The organism is Ramlibacter sp. bp-362 (assembly GCF_054956735.1).
The window spans coordinates 195,276-210,709 of record NZ_JBUDXE010000009.1 but is presented as its reverse complement, the minus strand read 5'-3'; the positions used below and the strand labels follow the sequence as shown (position 1 = coordinate 210,709).

Sequence of the window (15,434 nt, the reverse complement as noted above, 5' to 3'; positions counted from 1 at the left end):
CCCCACGAAGCTCTACCCGTGAAGCTCCACCCTTTCCCCTCACACCACCCTTTTCCGATCCCAAAGACAGCCGTGGCTCCCGTAGGCTGGTGGTGAGCGCAGCGAACCCCAGCTTCACGCCGCTCCCCGTCGCACCCGCTCCTTCAGCACCTTCTTGTCGATCTTGTTCACGCTCGTCTTCGGCAACGCCTCGACCGCCTCGATCCGCGCCGGCACCTTGTAGCGCGCCAGCCCTTCGGCGCAGAAGGCCTTGAGCGCCTCCTCGTCGAACGCCCGCCCCGCCCGCATCACCACGAAGGCCCGCAGCACCTCGCCGCGGTACGCATCCGGCTGCCCCACCACCGCCGCCTCCAGCACGTCCGGGTGCGTGTACAGCACCTCCTCCACCTCGCGCGGATAGACGTTGTAGCCGCCGGTGATCACCAGGTCCTTCTTGCGGTCGCGGATGTAGAGATAGCCGTCGGCGTCGAACTCGCCGATGTCGCCCGTGTAGAGCCAGCCATCGCGCAGCGCCTCCGCCGTCTCGCGCGGCAGGTTCAGGTAGCCGCGCATGACCTGCGGCCCGCGGGCGCGGATCTCGCCGCGCTCGCCGGCGGGCAGCACCTGCGTGCCGTCCACGAGGTCCACCACCTGCACCTCGGTGTCCGCGACCGGGATGCCGACCGACCCGATCTTCACCGGCCCCGCCTGCGGGTTGAAGGTGAGCACCGGGCCGGCCTCGGTCTGCCCGTAGCCCTCGAAGATCGGTGCGTGCGTGGCCGCCTGCCAGCGCTCCATGGTCTCGCGCGAGAGCGCGGCGGAGCCCGAGTAGCAGGTGTGCACGCGCGACCAGTCGGTGCGAGCGAAGGCTTCGTGCTGCATCAGGCCGGTGAAGATGGTCGGGCTGCCGGGGAAGATGGTGATGCGCTCGGCGGAGATCGCGTTGAGCACGCTTTCCGGGTGGTACCCGGGCAGCACCACCAGCGTCGCGCCCGCGTAGCCGCACAGGAACAGGCCCATGGCCATCGCGTAGGAATGGAACAGCGGCATCACGCACAGCACGCGCTCGCCGTCGCGGCTGACGGGCAGCAGGCCGTCACGCTGCGTGATGTTCGTGGCGATGGCGCGGTGCGTGAGGTTCACGCCCTTGGGCAAGCCGGAGGAGCCGCCGGTGTACTGGAGGATGGCGAGGTCCTCGGGCGCGGGATGCAGGTTGGAGAGCGATGCGCCTTCCTCCGCCCGCCAGGTCTCGAAGGACGTCGCGAGCTCGGATGCCAGCAACAAGCGGCACCCCGGCTGCGCTGCGAGCAGCGGCCGCACGCGCTCGGCCAGCGCATCGTCGGCGACGAGCAGCCGCGGCGCCGCGTCCTTGAGCATGTACTGCAGTTCGCGCGCCGTGTAGAGCGGGTTCAGCGGGACGTGCTGCGCGCCGGCCGCCGCGATCGCATAGGGGGCCGCGCAGGCGGCGAGCGAATTGGGCAGCAGCGTGGCCACGCGCGCGCCGGCCACATCCTCGTCGCGCAGGCGCTGCGCCAGGCCGGCGACGATGCGGCGCAGGTCGGCGTAGGTCCAGCGGGTGGGGCCGAAGACGACGGCTTCGCGGGCGGGGAAGGCGATGCTGGTGGCGTCCAGCATCGCGAGGATGGAGGGGTACGTCGTCATGGATCGGTCGTGCCCGGGAGTGCCCCCACCCCAGCCCTCCCCCAGAGGGGGAGGGAGTGGGAGAAGGTCAGAAGGCGGCGATGCCCGTCTGGGCGCGGCCCAGGATCAGGGCGTGGATGTCGTGCGTGCCTTCGTAGGTGTTCACGACTTCCAGGTTCACCAGGTGGCGGGCCACACCGAATTCGTCGCTGATGCCGTTGCCGCCCATCATGTCGCGGGCCAGGCGCGCGATGTCCAGCGCCTTGCCGCAGGAGTTGCGCTTCATGATGGAGGTGATCTCCACCGAGGCCGTGCCCTCGTCCTTCATGCGGCCCAGGCGCAGGCAGCCCTGCAGGCCCAGCGTGATCTCGGTCTGCATGTCGGCCAGCTTCTTCTGGACCAGCTGGTTGGCCGCGAGCGGCTTGCCGAACTGCTTGCGGTCGAGCACGTACTGGCGGGCGCGGTGCCAGCAGTCCTCGGCCGCGCCGAGTGCGCCCCAGGCGATGCCGTAGCGCGCCGAGTTCAGGCAGGTGAAGGGGCCCTTCAGGCCCCGCACCTCGGGGAAGGCGTTCTCCTCGGGGCAGAACACCTCGTCCATCACGACCTCGCCGGTGATGGAGGCGCGCAGGCCCACCTTGCCGTGCACGGCGGGCGCGCTCAGGCCCTTCCAGCCCTTTTCCAGCACGAAGCCGCGGATCGCGCCGCTGTCGTCCTTGGCCCAGACCACGAACACGTCGGCGATGGGCGAATTCGTGATCCACATCTTGCTGCCGGTCAGCTTGTAGCCGCCATCGACCTTGCGGGCGCGCGTGATCATGCTGGCGGGGTCGGAGCCGTGGTTCGGCTCGGTCAGGCCGAAGCAGCCGATCCACTCGCCCGTGGCGAGTTTCGGCAGGTACTTCTGCTTGGTCTGCTCGTTGCCGAACTCGTTGATCGGCACCATCACCAGCGAGGACTGCACGCTCATCATCGAGCGATAGCCCGAGTCCACGCGCTCGACCTCGCGCGCGACCAGGCCGTAGCAGACGTAGTTCAGGCCGGCGCCGCCGTACTGCTCGGGGATGGTCGGGCCGAGCAGGCCCAGGGAGCCCATCTCGCGGAAGATAGCCGGGTCGCTCTTCTCGTGGCGGAAGGCTTCCAGCACGCGCGGGGCCAGCTTCTCCTGGCAGTACGCGCGGGCCGCGTCGCGCACGGCGCGCTCGTCTTCGGTGATCTGCTGGTCCAGCAGGAGGGGGTCGTCCCAGTGGAACGAGGCTTTGGCAGCGGCCATGGCAACTCCGGGTTCAGTGTTTCAGTCGGGCAGGACTGCGGTGCATTCGATCTCGACCCTGGCGCGGTCCTCGATCAAGGCTTTCACTTCCACCGCTGTCATGGCGATGTCGTAGTTGCCGATGATCTCGCGGAAGGCCTGGCCGACCTCGCGGCCGGCAGCCAGGTATTCGCGCTTGTCGACCACATACCAGGTCATCCGGACGATATTCTCGCCGCTGCCGCCGGCCGCCTTCAGCACGTCGGCGACATTCTGCAGCGCCTGCCGCGCCTGGGCGCCGAACTCGTCGCTGTGGAAGACGCAGTCGCCGTCCCAGCCGATCATGCCGGCGATGAACAGCATGCGGCCCTGCGCCACCACGCCGTTCGCGTAACCCTTGGGGCGGGGCCAGCCCGCGGGAAGCACGGCTTCCGGTTTCATGCCTTCATCTCCTTGAGCAGTTCGCGCGCGATGATCAGTTGCTGCACTTCCGTCGCGCCTTCGTAGATCCTGAGGGACCGGATTTCCCGGTACAGCTGTTCGACCGGCTGGCCGCTGGTGACGCCCAGGCCGCCGAACATTTGCACGGCGGCGTCGATCACCTGCTGCGCGCCTTCGGTGGCGGTCATCTTGGCCATGGCCGCTTCCTTGGTGACGGGCCGGCCCTGGTCGCGCTGCCAGGCGGCGCGGTAGACCAGCAGCGCGGCGCTGTCGATGGTGGTCGCCATCTGCGCCAGCTTCGCCTGGGTGAGCTGGAAATCGGCCAGCGTGCCGTTGAACATCCTGCGCGTGGTGGAGCGGTGCAGCGCCTCGTCGAGGGCACGGCGGGCGAAGCCCAGCGCCGCCGCGGCGACGGAAGTGCGGAACACGTCCAGCGTACGCATCGCCACCTTGAAGCCTTCGCCGGCGGCGCCGATGCGGTTGGCCAGCGGCACGCGGCAGTTCGTGAACTTCAGGCGCGCCAGCGGATGCGGCGCGATCACCTCGATGCGCTCGGCGATCTTGAAGCCGGGCGTGCCGGCCTCGACGATGAAGGCCGAGATGCCGCGGGCGCCCGGCGCCTCGCCGGTGCGGCAGAACACGACGTAGAAGTCGGCGATGCCGCCGTTGGAGATCCAGGTCTTCTCGCCATCGAGCACGGCGTGCTCGCCCTCGACGCGGGCGGCGCACTGCATGCTGGCGACGTCGGAGCCGGCGTCGGGTTCCGACAGCGCGAAGGCCGAGATCGCCTCGCCCCGCGCCACGCGCGGCAGCCAGCGTTCCTTCTGCGCCGGCGTGCCCTGCAGGCTGATCGCGCCGGAGCCCAGGCCCTGCATGGCGAAGGCGAAGTCGGCCAGGCCGTTGTGGCGGGCCAGCGTCTCGCGCAGCAGGCAGATCGCGCGCGTGTCGATGCGGTCGCCCACGGCATGCTGCAGCCAGCCACCCTCGCCCAGCTTGCGCACGAGGGTGCGGCAGGCGGCATCGACGTCGTGGCCGTGCAGGCCGGCGACATTGGCGGCGGCCCAGGGGTCGAGTTCCGCCGCCAGCTTGCGGTGGCGGTCTTCGAAGAAGGGCCAGTCGAGGTACGTGCGGTCGGCCACCTCAGTTCCCCTCGAAGCGCGGCTTCTGCTTGGCGACGAAGGCCTCGTACGCGCGCGTGAAGTCCTGCGTCAGCATGCACAAGGCCTGCGCCTGGGCCTCGGACTCGACCGCCTGCTCGATCGTCATGGCCCATTCCTGGTGCAGCATGGTCTTGGTGATGCCGTTGGCGAAGGTCGGGCCCTCGGTCAGCTGCCGCGCCAGCGCCTGCGCTTCCGTGACCAGGCTCTCCGGCGCGACCAGGCGGTTGAAGAAGCCCCAGCGCTCGCCCTCCTCGCCTCCGAGCGCGCGGCCCGTGTAGAGCAGCTCGCTCGCGCGGCCCTGGCCGATGATGCGCGGGAGCATGGCGCAGGCCCCCATGTCGCAGCCGGCCAGCCCGACGCGGTTGAACAGGAAGGCGGTCTTGCTGCGCGCCGTGCCCAGGCGCAGGTCGGAAGCCATCGCGACGATCGCGCCGGCGCCGGCGCAGACGCCGTCCACCGCGGCCACGATGGGCTGCGGGCAGGCGCGCATGGTCTTCACCAGGTCGCCGGTCATGCGCGTGAACATCAGCAGCTCGGGGGCCTTCAGGCGCACCAGCGGGCCGATGATCTCGTGCACGTCGCCGCCGGAGCAGAAGTTGTCGCCGGCGCCCGCGATCACAACGGCGTGCACATCGGTCGCGTACTTCAGCTGGCCGAACAGGTCGCGCAGCTCCGCGTAGGACGCGAAGGTGAGCGGGTTCTTGCGCTCGGGCCGGTTCAGCGTGATCGTCGCCACGGCGCCGTCCACCTGCCAGCGGAAGTGCTCGGCCCGGTAGCCGGCGAGCTGCTTGCGGTTGCCCGCGGCCAGCGCCGGATCGACGCGCTCAGTTGAATCGCTCATTCCTGGTCTCCATGGCGGCTTGCGCCTTTTCGCGTTCGAGGTTGCGTTCCAGCTGGGTCTTGCCGGACAGGTACTGCCTGGGCCACGCCACGTCGTGGTAGCCGATCTTCGCCGCTTCCAGCAGGGCCCACGCCGGGTTGGCCAGGTGCGGGCGAGCGACGGCGCACAGGTCGGCACGGCCCGCGGCGATGATGCTGTTGACGTGGTCGGCTTCCGAGATCGCGCCCACCGCCATGGTGGCGATGCCGGCCTCGTTGCGGATGCGGTCGGCGAAGGGCGTCTGGTACATGCGCCCGTACACCGGCTGCTGCTTCTTGCTCACCTGGCCCGAGGAGACGTCGACCAGGTCGCAGCCTTCGGCCTGCAGGATGCGCGCGATCGCCACGGCGTCGTCGGGCGTGATGCCGCCTTCGACCCAGTCGTGCGCCGAGATCCGCACGGACATCGGCTTGTCCTGCGGCCACGCCGCGCGCATGGCCCGGAACACCTCCAGCGGATAGCGCATGCGGTTCTCCAGCGAGCCGCCGTATTCGTCGGTGCGCTGGTTGGTCAGGGGCGAGATGAAGCTGGAGAGCAGGTAGCCGTGGGCGCAGTGCAGCTCCAGCCAGTCGAAGCCGGCCTCGGCGGCGTAGCGCGTGCTGCGCACGAAGTCGTCGCGCACGCGGTCCATGTCGGCGCGCGTCATGGCGCGCGACCAGTCGCTCACGCCGTCCAGGTATTGCTGGGGCGACGCCGAGATCAGCGGCCAGTTGCCCGATTCCAGCGGCAGGTCCTCACCGCCTTCCCAGGGCACGCGGGTGGAGCCCTTGGGGCCGGCGTGGCCCAGCTGCATGGCGATCTTCGCGTCGCTGTTCGCGTGCACGAAATCGACGATGCGCTTCCAGCCGTCGCGCTGCGCCTCGTTCCACAGGCCGGGGCAGCCGGGGGTGATGCGGGCGTCGGGACTGGTGCAGGTCATCTCGGCGACCACCATGCCGGCGCCGCCCATGGCGCGGGCGCCCAGGTGGACCAGGTGGTAGTCGGCGGGCTGGCCGTCCACGCAGGAGTACTGCGCCATCGGCGACACCACCACGCGGTTCTTCAGCGTCACGCCGCGCAGCGTGAAGGGCGTGAACATCGGCGGGATGGGCTGCTGCTGCGGCTTGCGGTGGGCGCCGGCGCGCTCGGCGATCCAGTCCTCGTACAGCTCCACGTAGCCCTTGTCGCGCAGGCGCAGGTTCTCGTGGCTGATGCGCTGGCTGCGCGTGAGCAGCGAATAGGCGAACTGCTCCGGCGGCAGCTTGACGTAGCGCGCCACGTTCTCGAACCACTCGGTGGAGTTGCGCGCGGCGTTCTGGATCTTGAGCACTTCCACGCTGCGCACGGCCTCGTACTCGCGCAGCGCCTGCGTCAGGTCCTGCGGCGAGCGGGCAATGCAGCGGGCGAGCTCGATGGAATCCTCCAGCGCCAGCTTCGTGCCGGAGCCGACCGAGAAGTGCGCCGTGTGCGCGGCGTCGCCCATCAGCACCACCGGCGCGCGGCCGTTGTGGTGCACCCAGGTGTCGCAGACCACGCGCGGGAACTTGATCCACTGCGCCGAGCCGCGCAGGTGCGAGGCGTTGGACATCAGCTTGTGGCCGTCCAGGTACTTCGCGAACAGGCGCTCGCACCAGGCGATGGACTCCTCCTTCTCCATCTTGTCGATGCCGGCCTTCAGCCAGACGTCTTCCGGCGCCTCGACGATGAAGGTGGAAGTGTCGCCGTCGAACTGGTAGGCGTGCGCCTGGAACCAGCCGTGGGGCGTCTCCTCGAAGGCGAAGGTGAAGGCCTCGAACTTCTTGTGCGTGCCCAGCCAGACGAAGCGGCACTTCCGCACGTCGATGTCGGGCTGGTAGGTGGCGGCGTACTTGGTGCGGATGCGGCTGTTGAGGCCGTCGCTGGCGATGACGAGGTCGGCATCGGGATAGTCCTGGTCGCCCTGCACCTCGGTCTCGAACACCAGCTCCACGCCCAGTTCCTCGCAGCGGCGCTGCAGGATGTTGAGCAGGCGCTTGCGGCCGATGCCGCAGAAGCCGTGGCCGCCGGAGGTGATCTTGTGGCCGCGGATGTTGACCTCGATGTCGTCCCAGTGGTTGAAGGCGCCCAGGATCTCGCTGGCGGTCTGCGGGTCGGCCGCCTGCAGGTTGCCCAGCGTCTGGTCGGAGAACACCACGCCCCAGCCGAAGGTGTCGTAGGGCTTGTTGCGCTCCACCACCCGGATCCGGTGCGACGGGTCCTGCTTCTTCATGAGCAACGCGAAGTACAGACCCGCGGGACCGCCACCGATGCAGACGATGTTCATGATTGCTCCAAGCCTAGATATTTTAAGTTTAAAGCATTTCGGCGCCCTGACGCAACCCGGTATTCGTAGGGTGGCGGTGAGCCGCAGGCGAACCCCACCGCCGCGCCGTCAGCCCGCGTGCGCCAGCCGCATCACCTCCCGCGGCGGCTCCCCCTTCAGCCTGTGATCGCTCCACACCTGCCGCCACCTCCTCGCCCCCGGCAACCCGTTGTACAGCCCCATCATGTGCCGCGCGATCGAATGCCACGGCGTCCCGCGCTCCGCATGCTCGCGCTCCATGTACGCGACCATCGCCTCCTCCACCTGCTCCCGCTGCAGCCCGTTCGCCGGCTCACCGTAGAACAGCTCGTCCCAGCGCGCCAGCCACCAGGGGTGGTGGTAGGCCTCGCGGCCGATCATCACGCCATCCAGTTCGCGCAGCTGCTCGGCCACCACGTCGTCGCTGGTGATCCCGCCGTTGATGCCGATCACCAGCTGCGGGAACTCGCGCTTGAGCTGGTGCACCAGCTCGTAGCGCAGCGGCGGCACCTCCCGGTTTTCCTTGGGCGACAAGCCTTTCAGCCACGCATTCCGGGCGTGCACCACGAACACCCGGCAGCCCGCCTCCCCGACCGTGCCGACGAAGTCCCGCACGAACTCGTAGCTCTCAACCTTGTCGATGCCGATGCGGTGCTTCACCGTCACCGGCACGTCCACCGCATCGACCATCGCCTTCACGCAATCGGCCACCAGCCGCGGCTCGGCCATCAGGCAGGCGCCGAAGGCCCCGCGCTGCACCCGCTCGCTGGGGCAGCCGCAGTTGAGGTTGATCTCGTCGTACCCCCACCGCACCCCCAGCTTCGCGCAGGCCGCCAGGTCGGCCGGCTCGCTGCCGCCCAGTTGCAGGGCCAGCGGGTGCTCCGAGGCGTCGTAGTCCAGGTGGCGGGGCACGTCGCCGTGCAGCAGCGCGCCGGTGGTCACCATCTCCGTGTAGAGGCGCGCCCGCTTGCTCAGCAGGCGGTGGAAGAACCGGCAGTGCCGGTCGGTCCAGTCCATCATCGGTGCCACGCTGAGGCGCCAGTCTCGTTCTCTTTCCATCACTCCCGCGACTGTACGCGCAGCCCTACCCCCGCCTCCCGCACCCGACTACACCCTTGCCCGGCCGTGCACGCTCGAATGGCGGGAAGACCAGGAAAGGAGTGCCCATGAGGCCTTTTCATCTCGATTCCGACATGAAGACCATGCGCGGCGTGTTCTATCCCACCGGCTGGATGGTGCTGATGCTCCCCGGCGAGCAGCAGGCCCGGGAGGCGGCGCGGCTGCTGGCGAGCCAGGGCATCGCCGAGGACGCGATGATGCTGATGACGCCGCAGGACATCCGCCGCGAGCTGGGCGGCGCGGCCGGCGACGACGCCATCCTGCCGTCCCCCGGGAGCGAGGGCGACACGGCACGGCGGTTCGCCGATCTGGCGGCCCAGGGTCACCACGGGCTGATGGTGCACGCGCCGAAGACGGAGGACTCCGAGCGCGTGATGGCGCTGCTGAAGGATTGCCCGGTGTCGTACGGGCAGAAATACCGGGCGCTGGTCATCGAAGACATGGTGACCTGAGGGCAGTGCCCTCCGGCACGCCCTCACCCCAGCCCTCTCCCGCAGGCGGGAGAGGGAGCGCTCAGTGCATGTGCAGGCCGCCGTTGACGGAGAAATCGGCGCCGGTGGAGTAGCCGCCTTCCTCGCTCGCCAGCCAGGCGATGATCGACGCGATCTCGCCCGGTTCGCCCAGGCGGCGCACCGGGATGGTGCCCACGATCTTGTCGAGCACGTCCGGGCGGATCGCCTTGACCATGTCGGTGCCGATGTAGCCGGGGCTCACGGTGTTGACCGTCACGCCCTTGGCCGCGAGCTCCTGCGCCAGCGCCATGGTGAAGCCGTGCATGCCCGCCTTCGCCGCCGAATAGTTGGTCTGGCCGGCCTGGCCCTTCTCGCCGTTGACCGAGGAGATGTTGATGATGCGGCCCCAGCCCTTCTCCACCATGTCGCCCACCACCTGCTTGGTGACGTTGAACATGGAGTTCAGGTTGGTGCCGATCACCGCGTCCCAGTCCTCGCGCGTCATCTTCAGGAACATGCGGTCTCGCGTGATCCCGGCGTTGTTCACCAGCACGTCGATGGCGCCGTGCTCGGCCTTCGCCTGGCTGAAGGCCGCGACGGTCGAATCCCAGTCGCCGACATTGCCGACCGAGGCGTGGAAGGTGTAGCCCTGCGCCGCCTGCTCGGCCAGCCACTTGCCGTGGTCGCGCGTCGGGCCGCAGCCGGCGATCACCTTGAAGCCTTCCTTGTGCAGGCGCTGGCAGATCGCGGTGCCGATCCCGCCCATGCCGCCGGTCACGTATGCCACTTTCTGGGCCATGTTCCTCTCCTTGCCGTTACGCTCTCGCGGGGACGATCGATTCTGCGCGCTCAGGGGCGTTCCACCGCAAGGGAAACTCCCATTCCGCCGCCGATGCACAGGGCCGCCAGGCCCTTGCGCGCCTCGCGCCGCTGCATCTCGTGCAGCAGCGTCACCAGGATGCGGCAGCCGGAAGCGCCGATGGGGTGGCCGATGGCGATCGCGCCGCCGTTGACGTTCACCTTGGCCGGGTCGATGCCCAGCTCCTTGTTGACGGCGCAAGCCTGCGCGGCGAAGGCCTCGTTCAGCTCGAACAGGTTCACATCCTCGATCTTCCAGCCGGCGCGCTGCAGCGCCTTGCGCGAGGCCGGCACCGGGCCCATGCCCATCGTGGCGGGGTCCAGGCCCGAGGTGCCGAAGGCCGCGATGCGCGCCAGCGGCTTCAGGCCCAGGGCCGCCGCCTTCTTCGCGCTCATCACCACCACGGCCGCGGCGCCGTCGTTGATGCCCGAGGCATTGCCCGCCGTGACCGTGCCCGACTTGTCGAAAGCCGGCCGCAGCCCGGCCAGCGCCTCGGCGCTGGTCTTGCGGTTGATGAATTCGTCGGTGTCGAACAGCACCGGGTCGCCCTTCTTCTGCGGGATGGGCACCGGCACGATCTCGTCGCGGAAGCGGCCGGCGTCCTGCGCGGCGGCGGCCTTCTGCTGGCTCGCGAGCGCCAGCGCGTCCTGCGCGGCGCGGTCGATCTCGAACTGCTTCGCCACGTTCTCCGCCGTCACGCCCATGTGGTACTGGTTGTAGACGTCCCAGAGGCCGTCGACGATCATCGAGTCGACCATCTTCCAGTCGCCCATGCGCTGGCCCTCGCGCGAATTCATCAGCACGTGCGGCGCCGCGCTCATGTTCTCCTGGCCGCCGGCCACCACGATCTCGCTGTCGCCCCAGGCGATCGCCTGTGCCGCCAGCATCACGGCCTTGAGGCCCGAGCCGCACACGGCGTTGATCGTGAGCGCCGGCACCTCCTTCGGCACGCCGGCCTTCAGCGCCGCCTGCCGCGCCGGGTTCTGCCCCGAGCCGGCCGCGAGCACCTGGCCCATGATCACTTCGCCGACCTGCGAAGGATCGACCTTCGCGCGCGCGAGCGCCTCCTTGATCACGATGGCGCCCAGCTCCTGCGCCGGCACCTTGGCGAGCGAGCCGCCGAACTTGCCGACCGGCGTGCGGACGGCGGAAACGATGACGATGTCTTCCATGGTTCTCTCCTTCAGGCCTTCGCCTTCACATACCTTCCCGGCGCCGGCTCGATCGCCTTGTACTTCGCGCCCTTGCCGCAGGCCTTGGGCGCGGCGATGCGCTTGCCGCCGTGCGGCGCCAGCCAGGCCGACCAGTCGGGCCACCAGCTGCCGGGATGTTCCTTCGCGCCGGCCAGCCACTGCGCGTGCGTGGCCGGCAGCTTCTCGTTGGTCCAGAAGGACCGCTTGTTCTTCGCCGGCGGGTTGATCACGCCGGCGATGTGGCCCGATGCGCCCATCACGAAGCGCTTCTTCCCGGGCAGGTGCTTGACCGAGGCATAGGCGCCGGTGACCGGCACGATGTGGTCCTCGCGCGAGCCGTAGATGTAGACGGGCAGGTCCACCTTGCCGAAGTCGATGCGCTCGCCGCACACCTTCACCTTGCCCGGCTTCACCAGGTTGTTCTCCAGGTAGGTGTTGCGCAGGTACCAGGTGTACATCGGGCCCGGCAGGTTGGTGGAGTCGCTGTTCCAGTACAGCAGGTCGAAGGGCGGCGGCGTCTCGCCCTTGAGGTAGTTGCCCACCACGTAGTTCCACACCAGGTCGTTCGGCCGCAGGAAGCTGAAGGTGGACGCGAGGTCCTGGCCCTTCATCAGGCCCTTCCGGCCCATCTGCAGCTCGCGGAAGCGCACGGCGTCCTCGTCGACGAAGAGGTCCAGCACGCCGGTGTCGGCGAAGTCCAGGAAGGTGGTCAGCAGCGTCGCCGACGCGACCGGCTTCTCGCCGCGCGCCGCCAGCACCGCGAGCGCCGTCCCGAGCAGCGTGCCGCCCACGCAGAAGCCCAGCGCGTTGACCTGCTTCGCGCCCGCGATCTCGCGCACGACCGAGATCGCTTCCAGCGGGCCGTCGGCGATGTAGTCGTCCCAGGTCTTGTCGTCCAGCGAGGCGTCGGGATTGCGCCAGCTCATGACGAAGGTGCGGTGGCCCTGCTCCACGAGGTAGCGGATCAGCGAGTTCTCCGGCTGCAGGTCGAGGATGTAGAACTTGTTGATGCAGGGCGGCACCACGAGGAAGGGCCGCTCGTAGACCTGCTTCGTGAGCGGCTTGTATTCGATCAGCTGGAACAGCTCGTTCTCGAACACCACCGCGCCCTCGGTGGTCGCCACGTTGCGCCCGACCTCGAAGGCCTTCTCGTCGGTCATCGAGAGGTGGCCTTGCCGCAGGTCGGCCAGCAGGTTCTGCACGCCGCGCGCGATGCTCCCGCCCTGCGTCTCCAGCGCCTTCTGCTGCGCCTCGGGGTTCAGCGCCAGGAAGTTGCTCGGCGCCGAGGCGGCCATCCACTGCTCCACGGCGAAGCGCAGGCGTGCCTTGGTCTTGGCGTCGGTCTCGGCCGCTTCGGCCAGGCCCAGCAGCGTGCGGGCATTCAGCAGGTACACGGCGGCGGAGAAGGCGGCGACCGGGTTCCGCGACCACGCGTCGGCGGCGAAGCGCTTGTCGGCCGGCGCCGCCCGCGGCGCGAGTCCCTGGTTCCACAGCGCGCCGGCCTCGCGCAGGTAGGCCTGCTGCAGTGCCTGCAGCTTCTCGGGGGCGAAGGAGATCGCCGGCCGGTCCGCGTCAGAATGCATGCGATGTCTCCTGCTGCCTTGTTCGAGGGGGATTGCAGTATCCCATCATCCATGTTGCGGTGCAACATACAACCGGGGGTGGACGCGTGCTGATCGCCGCCACCGCCTGGCTCTACGTCGCGGTGATGATGGCCGTGGCCGAAGCCACCCATCCGGGCGGCACCGTCCTCGGCGCCATATTCACGTTTCTACTCTATGGCGTCGCGCCCGTGGCGCTGCTGGTCTACCTCATGGGCGGACGCGCGCGGCGGGCCCGCCGCGCCCGGCGCGAGGCGGGCGCCTCAGGCGAGCCAGGCGCCGGCGGCGAAGCGGCCGCTGACGCGATCCCGCCGGTGCGAAAAGAACCTTGAGGGGTTGGAGACGGTGCACCAGGCCGGGCTGCCGTCGTTGCCGTGCAGGTCCGTGATGCCGAGCGCCTGCAATCGGCGGCGCGCGAGGCCTGGCAGGTCCGCCAGGAACTTGCCCCCGCCGTGCGGACGGAACAGCGCGGCCGCACCGGCATCGCGGGCCAGGAACGCCTCGCGGACCTCGGGGCCCACCTCGAAGGCGTCCGGGCCGATGCAGGGGCCCAGCCAGGCGAGCATGCCGCTCGGCGCGCCGGCCCGCGGCGCCATCTGCGACCACAGCGCCTCCAGCACGCCCGAGCCGTCCGGCCCGGCCAGTCCGCGCCAGCCGCAGTGCGCCGCGGCGACGACGCGGCCCGCGCGGTCGGCCAGCAGCACGGGCAGGCAGTCGGCCACCATCATGGTGCAGGCGATGCCGCGCGCCGTGGTCCAGCAGGCATCCGCTTCGGTGCCGTGGGGCGTGGCCTCGCGAAGGCGCACGACGCCGCGGCCGTGCACCTGCTTCAGGAACACGGGTTTCGCCTGCAGCTCCGCGGCGAGGCGGCGGCGATTCTCGGCCACCGCCCGCGGGTCGTCGCCGACGTGCTCGCCCAGGTTCAGCGAGTCCCAGGGCGGCGCCGAGACGCCGCCGGCGCGCTCGCTGCAGAAGGCGCGCACGCCGGCCGGGGCGGGCCACTGCGGCGTCATGCGCTCAGGCCTCGTTGTCGGGGCAGGCGGAGGGCTGCGCCTGCTGGAAGGCGGGCAGCTTCATGCAGGCGTCGAAGGCGGCCATGGTGCGCGTGAGCCCGCCGAAATCGACGTCGAAGCGCTTGCCGTTGAAGATCTGCGGCACCAGGCAGCAGTCGGCCAGCGTGGGCGTGTCGCCGAAGCAGTAGGTGCCGGCGGGCAGGCGCCGGAGCTCGGCCTCGAAGGCTTCCAGGCCGCTGCGCACCCAGTGGCGGTACCAGGTGTTCTTGGCCTCCTCGTCGACCTTCAGCTCGCGCACCAGGTACTTCAGCACCCGCAGGTTGTTGAGCGGGTGGATCTCGCAGGCGACCAGCTGGGCCAGCGCGCGGACCTGCGCCCGGCCCAGCGCGTCGCGCGGCAGCAGTGGCGGCGCGGGGTGGGTCTCGTCCAGGTACTCGATGATGGCCATCGACTGTCCCAGCAGCTGGCCGTCGTCCGTCTCCAGCGTGGGCACCAGGCCGGAAGGCGAGACGGCGGCGTAGCTGTCCTGCCTGTGCTCGCCCTTGACCAGGTGCACGGGCAGGTACTCGTAGGGCAGGCCCTTGAGCGCGAGCGCGATGCGCACGCGGAAGGACGCGGAAGAGCGGAAGTAGTTGTACAGCTTCATCGGGGCAAGCATAAACCGGCGCGGGCCGCCCTGCTCCTACAGCGCCCGCCTGGCGCCCGGCGGATCATGTCCGCAGCAACCGGAGACCGCCATGCAGCTTGCTTCCAGGATCGCCCTCGTGACCGGAGCTTCCTCCGGCCTGGGCCGCGCCATCGCGCTGGCCTACGCCCGGGCCGGCGCCAAGGTCGTGCTGTCGGACCTCGACGCCGCCAAGGGCGCGGAGACCCAGGCCATGATCGCCGCGGCGGGCGGCGAGGCGCACTTCATCCGCACCGACGTCGCCGATGCCGAGGCCTGCCGCCGGCTGGTCGAGCAGGCCGTCGCGCACTACGGCCGGCTGGACATCGCCTGCAACAACGCGGGCATCGGCGGCGACAGCGCGCCCACCGGCGAATACCCGGTCGCGGGCTGGGACAAGGTGATCGCCGTGAACCTCTCCAGTGTCTTCTACTGCATGCGCCACGAGATCCCCGCCATGCTGGCGGCAGGCGGCGGCGTGATCGTCAACATGGCCTCCATCCTCGGGGCCGTGGCCATGGCCGGCGCCCCCGCCTACTGCGCCGCCAAGCACGGCGTGGTGGGCCTCACCCAGTCAGCGGCGCTCGAATACGCGCAGCAGGGACTGCGGATCAACGCCGTCGGGCCCGCGTTCATCCACACGCCGCTGATCACGAAGCTGGAAGAAGACGAGGCGACGCACCGCCAGCTGGTCGCGCAGCACCCCATGGGGCGCCTGGGCCAGCCGGAGGAAGTCGCGGAGCTGGTGCTCTGGCTCAGCTCGCCGGCCGCTTCCTTCGTGACCGGCAGCTACTACCCCGTCGACGGCGGCTACCTCGCGCGCTGAAGCGCGCCGCCGCGCGCCGCGGCAGCCTGCGCCGCTCTCCCCTACACTGCGGCCCAAC

General features: G+C 69.8%; 15 protein-coding genes. 3 read left to right on the top strand and 12 right to left on the bottom strand.

The window, feature by feature from the left end:
• Positions 1–114: 114 nt before the first annotated feature.
• The 7 genes from ACY0MJ_RS15145 to dusA form a co-directional block, all read right to left on the bottom strand.
• Positions 115–1,641, bottom strand: a complete 1,527-nt coding sequence (locus ACY0MJ_RS15145) for an AMP-binding protein (protein WP_462639310.1) — start codon at positions 1,639–1,641, stop codon at positions 115–117.
• Between the two features lie 67 nt (positions 1,642–1,708).
• Entirely contained in the window at positions 1,709–2,890 is a 1,182-nt protein-coding gene (locus ACY0MJ_RS15140) for an acyl-CoA dehydrogenase (RefSeq protein WP_462639309.1), read from the bottom strand.
• A 21-nt stretch (positions 2,891–2,911) separates the two neighbouring features.
• The gene (locus tag ACY0MJ_RS15135; RefSeq protein WP_462639308.1) at positions 2,912–3,310 is read right to left on the bottom strand and encodes a RidA family protein; all 399 of its coding nucleotides are present in this window, start codon (positions 3,308–3,310) and stop codon (positions 2,912–2,914) included.
• The gene (locus ACY0MJ_RS15130) at positions 3,307–4,449 is read right to left on the bottom strand and encodes an acyl-CoA dehydrogenase family protein (RefSeq protein ID WP_462639307.1); all 1,143 of its coding nucleotides are present in this window, start codon (positions 4,447–4,449) and stop codon (positions 3,307–3,309) included. The genes ACY0MJ_RS15135 and ACY0MJ_RS15130 overlap by 4 nt, the downstream gene beginning before the upstream one ends.
• Before the next feature lies 1 nt (position 4,450).
• Positions 4,451–5,311 (bottom strand): enoyl-CoA hydratase family protein, encoded by an 861-nt coding sequence (locus ACY0MJ_RS15125; RefSeq protein ID WP_462639306.1) that lies wholly within the window; start codon positions 5,309–5,311, stop codon positions 4,451–4,453.
• Positions 5,295–7,631: a bifunctional salicylyl-CoA 5-hydroxylase/oxidoreductase gene (locus ACY0MJ_RS15120; protein ID WP_462639305.1), complete on the bottom strand. Its 2,337-nt coding sequence runs from the start codon at positions 7,629–7,631 to the stop codon at positions 5,295–5,297. Before ACY0MJ_RS15120 ends, ACY0MJ_RS15125 begins: the two co-directional genes overlap by 17 nt.
• A 108-nt stretch (positions 7,632–7,739) precedes the next feature.
• On the bottom strand, positions 7,740–8,708 hold the full coding sequence (gene dusA / locus ACY0MJ_RS15115) for a tRNA dihydrouridine(20/20a) synthase DusA (protein ID WP_462639304.1): 969 nt from the start codon (positions 8,706–8,708) through the stop codon (positions 7,740–7,742).
• A 107-nt stretch (positions 8,709–8,815) separates the two neighbouring features.
• On the opposite strand from dusA, the gene ACY0MJ_RS15110 reads away from it, so the two are divergent.
• On the top strand, positions 8,816–9,220 hold the full coding sequence (locus tag ACY0MJ_RS15110) for an RNA-binding protein (protein WP_462639303.1): 405 nt from the start codon (positions 8,816–8,818) through the stop codon (positions 9,218–9,220).
• Between the two features lie 61 nt (positions 9,221–9,281).
• Here ACY0MJ_RS15110 and phbB read toward each other — a convergent pair whose 3' ends face one another.
• Genes phbB through phaC form a run of 3 tightly spaced genes read right to left on the bottom strand, consistent with a single transcriptional unit; the run spans position 9,282 to position 12,855 of the window.
• Positions 9,282–10,019 carry an acetoacetyl-CoA reductase gene (gene phbB / locus ACY0MJ_RS15105; RefSeq protein WP_462639302.1) on the bottom strand — a complete coding sequence of 246 codons (738 nt, stop codon included), beginning with the start codon at positions 10,017–10,019 and terminating at the stop codon, positions 9,282–9,284.
• A 50-nt stretch (positions 10,020–10,069) separates the two neighbouring features.
• Positions 10,070–11,251, bottom strand: a complete 1,182-nt coding sequence (locus ACY0MJ_RS15100) for an acetyl-CoA C-acetyltransferase (protein ID WP_462639301.1) — start codon at positions 11,249–11,251, stop codon at positions 10,070–10,072.
• Positions 11,252–11,262: 11 nt separating this feature from the next.
• Entirely contained in the window at positions 11,263–12,855 is a 1,593-nt protein-coding gene (gene phaC / locus ACY0MJ_RS15095; protein WP_462639300.1) for a class I poly(R)-hydroxyalkanoic acid synthase, read from the bottom strand.
• 125 nt (positions 12,856–12,980) lie between these two features.
• On the opposite strand from phaC, the gene ACY0MJ_RS15090 reads away from it, so the two are divergent.
• A complete protein-coding gene (locus tag ACY0MJ_RS15090; protein ID WP_462639323.1) occupies positions 12,981–13,205 on the top strand; it encodes a hypothetical protein in 225 nt (74 codons plus the stop codon).
• Here the strand turns inward: ACY0MJ_RS15090 and pgeF are convergent.
• Positions 13,137–13,886, bottom strand: a complete 750-nt coding sequence (gene pgeF / locus ACY0MJ_RS15085; RefSeq protein WP_462639299.1) for a peptidoglycan editing factor PgeF — start codon at positions 13,884–13,886, stop codon at positions 13,137–13,139. The two genes, ACY0MJ_RS15090 and pgeF, sit on opposite strands and share 69 nt — an antisense overlap.
• A gap of 4 nt (positions 13,887–13,890) precedes the next feature.
• On the bottom strand, positions 13,891–14,532 hold the full coding sequence (maiA, locus tag ACY0MJ_RS15080) for a maleylacetoacetate isomerase (protein WP_462639298.1): 642 nt from the start codon (positions 14,530–14,532) through the stop codon (positions 13,891–13,893).
• A 91-nt stretch (positions 14,533–14,623) separates the two neighbouring features.
• Here maiA and ACY0MJ_RS15075 point away from each other — a divergent pair, with 91 nt between their 5' ends.
• Positions 14,624–15,376: an SDR family NAD(P)-dependent oxidoreductase gene (locus tag ACY0MJ_RS15075; RefSeq protein WP_462639297.1), complete on the top strand. Its 753-nt coding sequence runs from the start codon at positions 14,624–14,626 to the stop codon at positions 15,374–15,376.
• Positions 15,377–15,434 lie beyond the last annotated feature (58 nt).

Coding starts and splice junctions, on each gene's coding strand:
- ACY0MJ_RS15100 (WP_462639301.1), bottom strand. CDS start 11,251: ATGGAAGACATCGTCATCGTTTCCGCCGTCCGCACGCCGGTCGGCAAG.
- ACY0MJ_RS15135 (WP_462639308.1), bottom strand. CDS start 3,310: ATGAAACCGGAAGCCGTGCTTCCCGCGGGCTGGCCCCGCCCCAAGGGT.
- ACY0MJ_RS15110 (WP_462639303.1), top strand. CDS start 8,816: ATGAGGCCTTTTCATCTCGATTCCGACATGAAGACCATGCGCGGCGTG.
- maiA (WP_462639298.1), bottom strand. CDS start 14,532: ATGAAGCTGTACAACTACTTCCGCTCTTCCGCGTCCTTCCGCGTGCGC.
- ACY0MJ_RS15075 (WP_462639297.1), top strand. CDS start 14,624: ATGCAGCTTGCTTCCAGGATCGCCCTCGTGACCGGAGCTTCCTCCGGC.
- ACY0MJ_RS15125 (WP_462639306.1), bottom strand. CDS start 5,311: ATGAGCGATTCAACTGAGCGCGTCGATCCGGCGCTGGCCGCGGGCAAC.
- dusA (WP_462639304.1), bottom strand. CDS start 8,708: ATGGAAAGAGAACGAGACTGGCGCCTCAGCGTGGCACCGATGATGGAC.
- ACY0MJ_RS15120 (WP_462639305.1), bottom strand. CDS start 7,631: ATGAACATCGTCTGCATCGGTGGCGGTCCCGCGGGTCTGTACTTCGCG.
- phbB (WP_462639302.1), bottom strand. CDS start 10,019: ATGGCCCAGAAAGTGGCATACGTGACCGGCGGCATGGGCGGGATCGGC.
- ACY0MJ_RS15090 (WP_462639323.1), top strand. CDS start 12,981: ATGATGGCCGTGGCCGAAGCCACCCATCCGGGCGGCACCGTCCTCGGC.
- phaC (WP_462639300.1), bottom strand. CDS start 12,855: ATGCATTCTGACGCGGACCGGCCGGCGATCTCCTTCGCCCCCGAGAAG.
- ACY0MJ_RS15145 (WP_462639310.1), bottom strand. CDS start 1,641: ATGACGACGTACCCCTCCATCCTCGCGATGCTGGACGCCACCAGCATC.
- pgeF (WP_462639299.1), bottom strand. CDS start 13,886: ATGACGCCGCAGTGGCCCGCCCCGGCCGGCGTGCGCGCCTTCTGCAGC.
- ACY0MJ_RS15140 (WP_462639309.1), bottom strand. CDS start 2,890: ATGGCCGCTGCCAAAGCCTCGTTCCACTGGGACGACCCCCTCCTGCTG.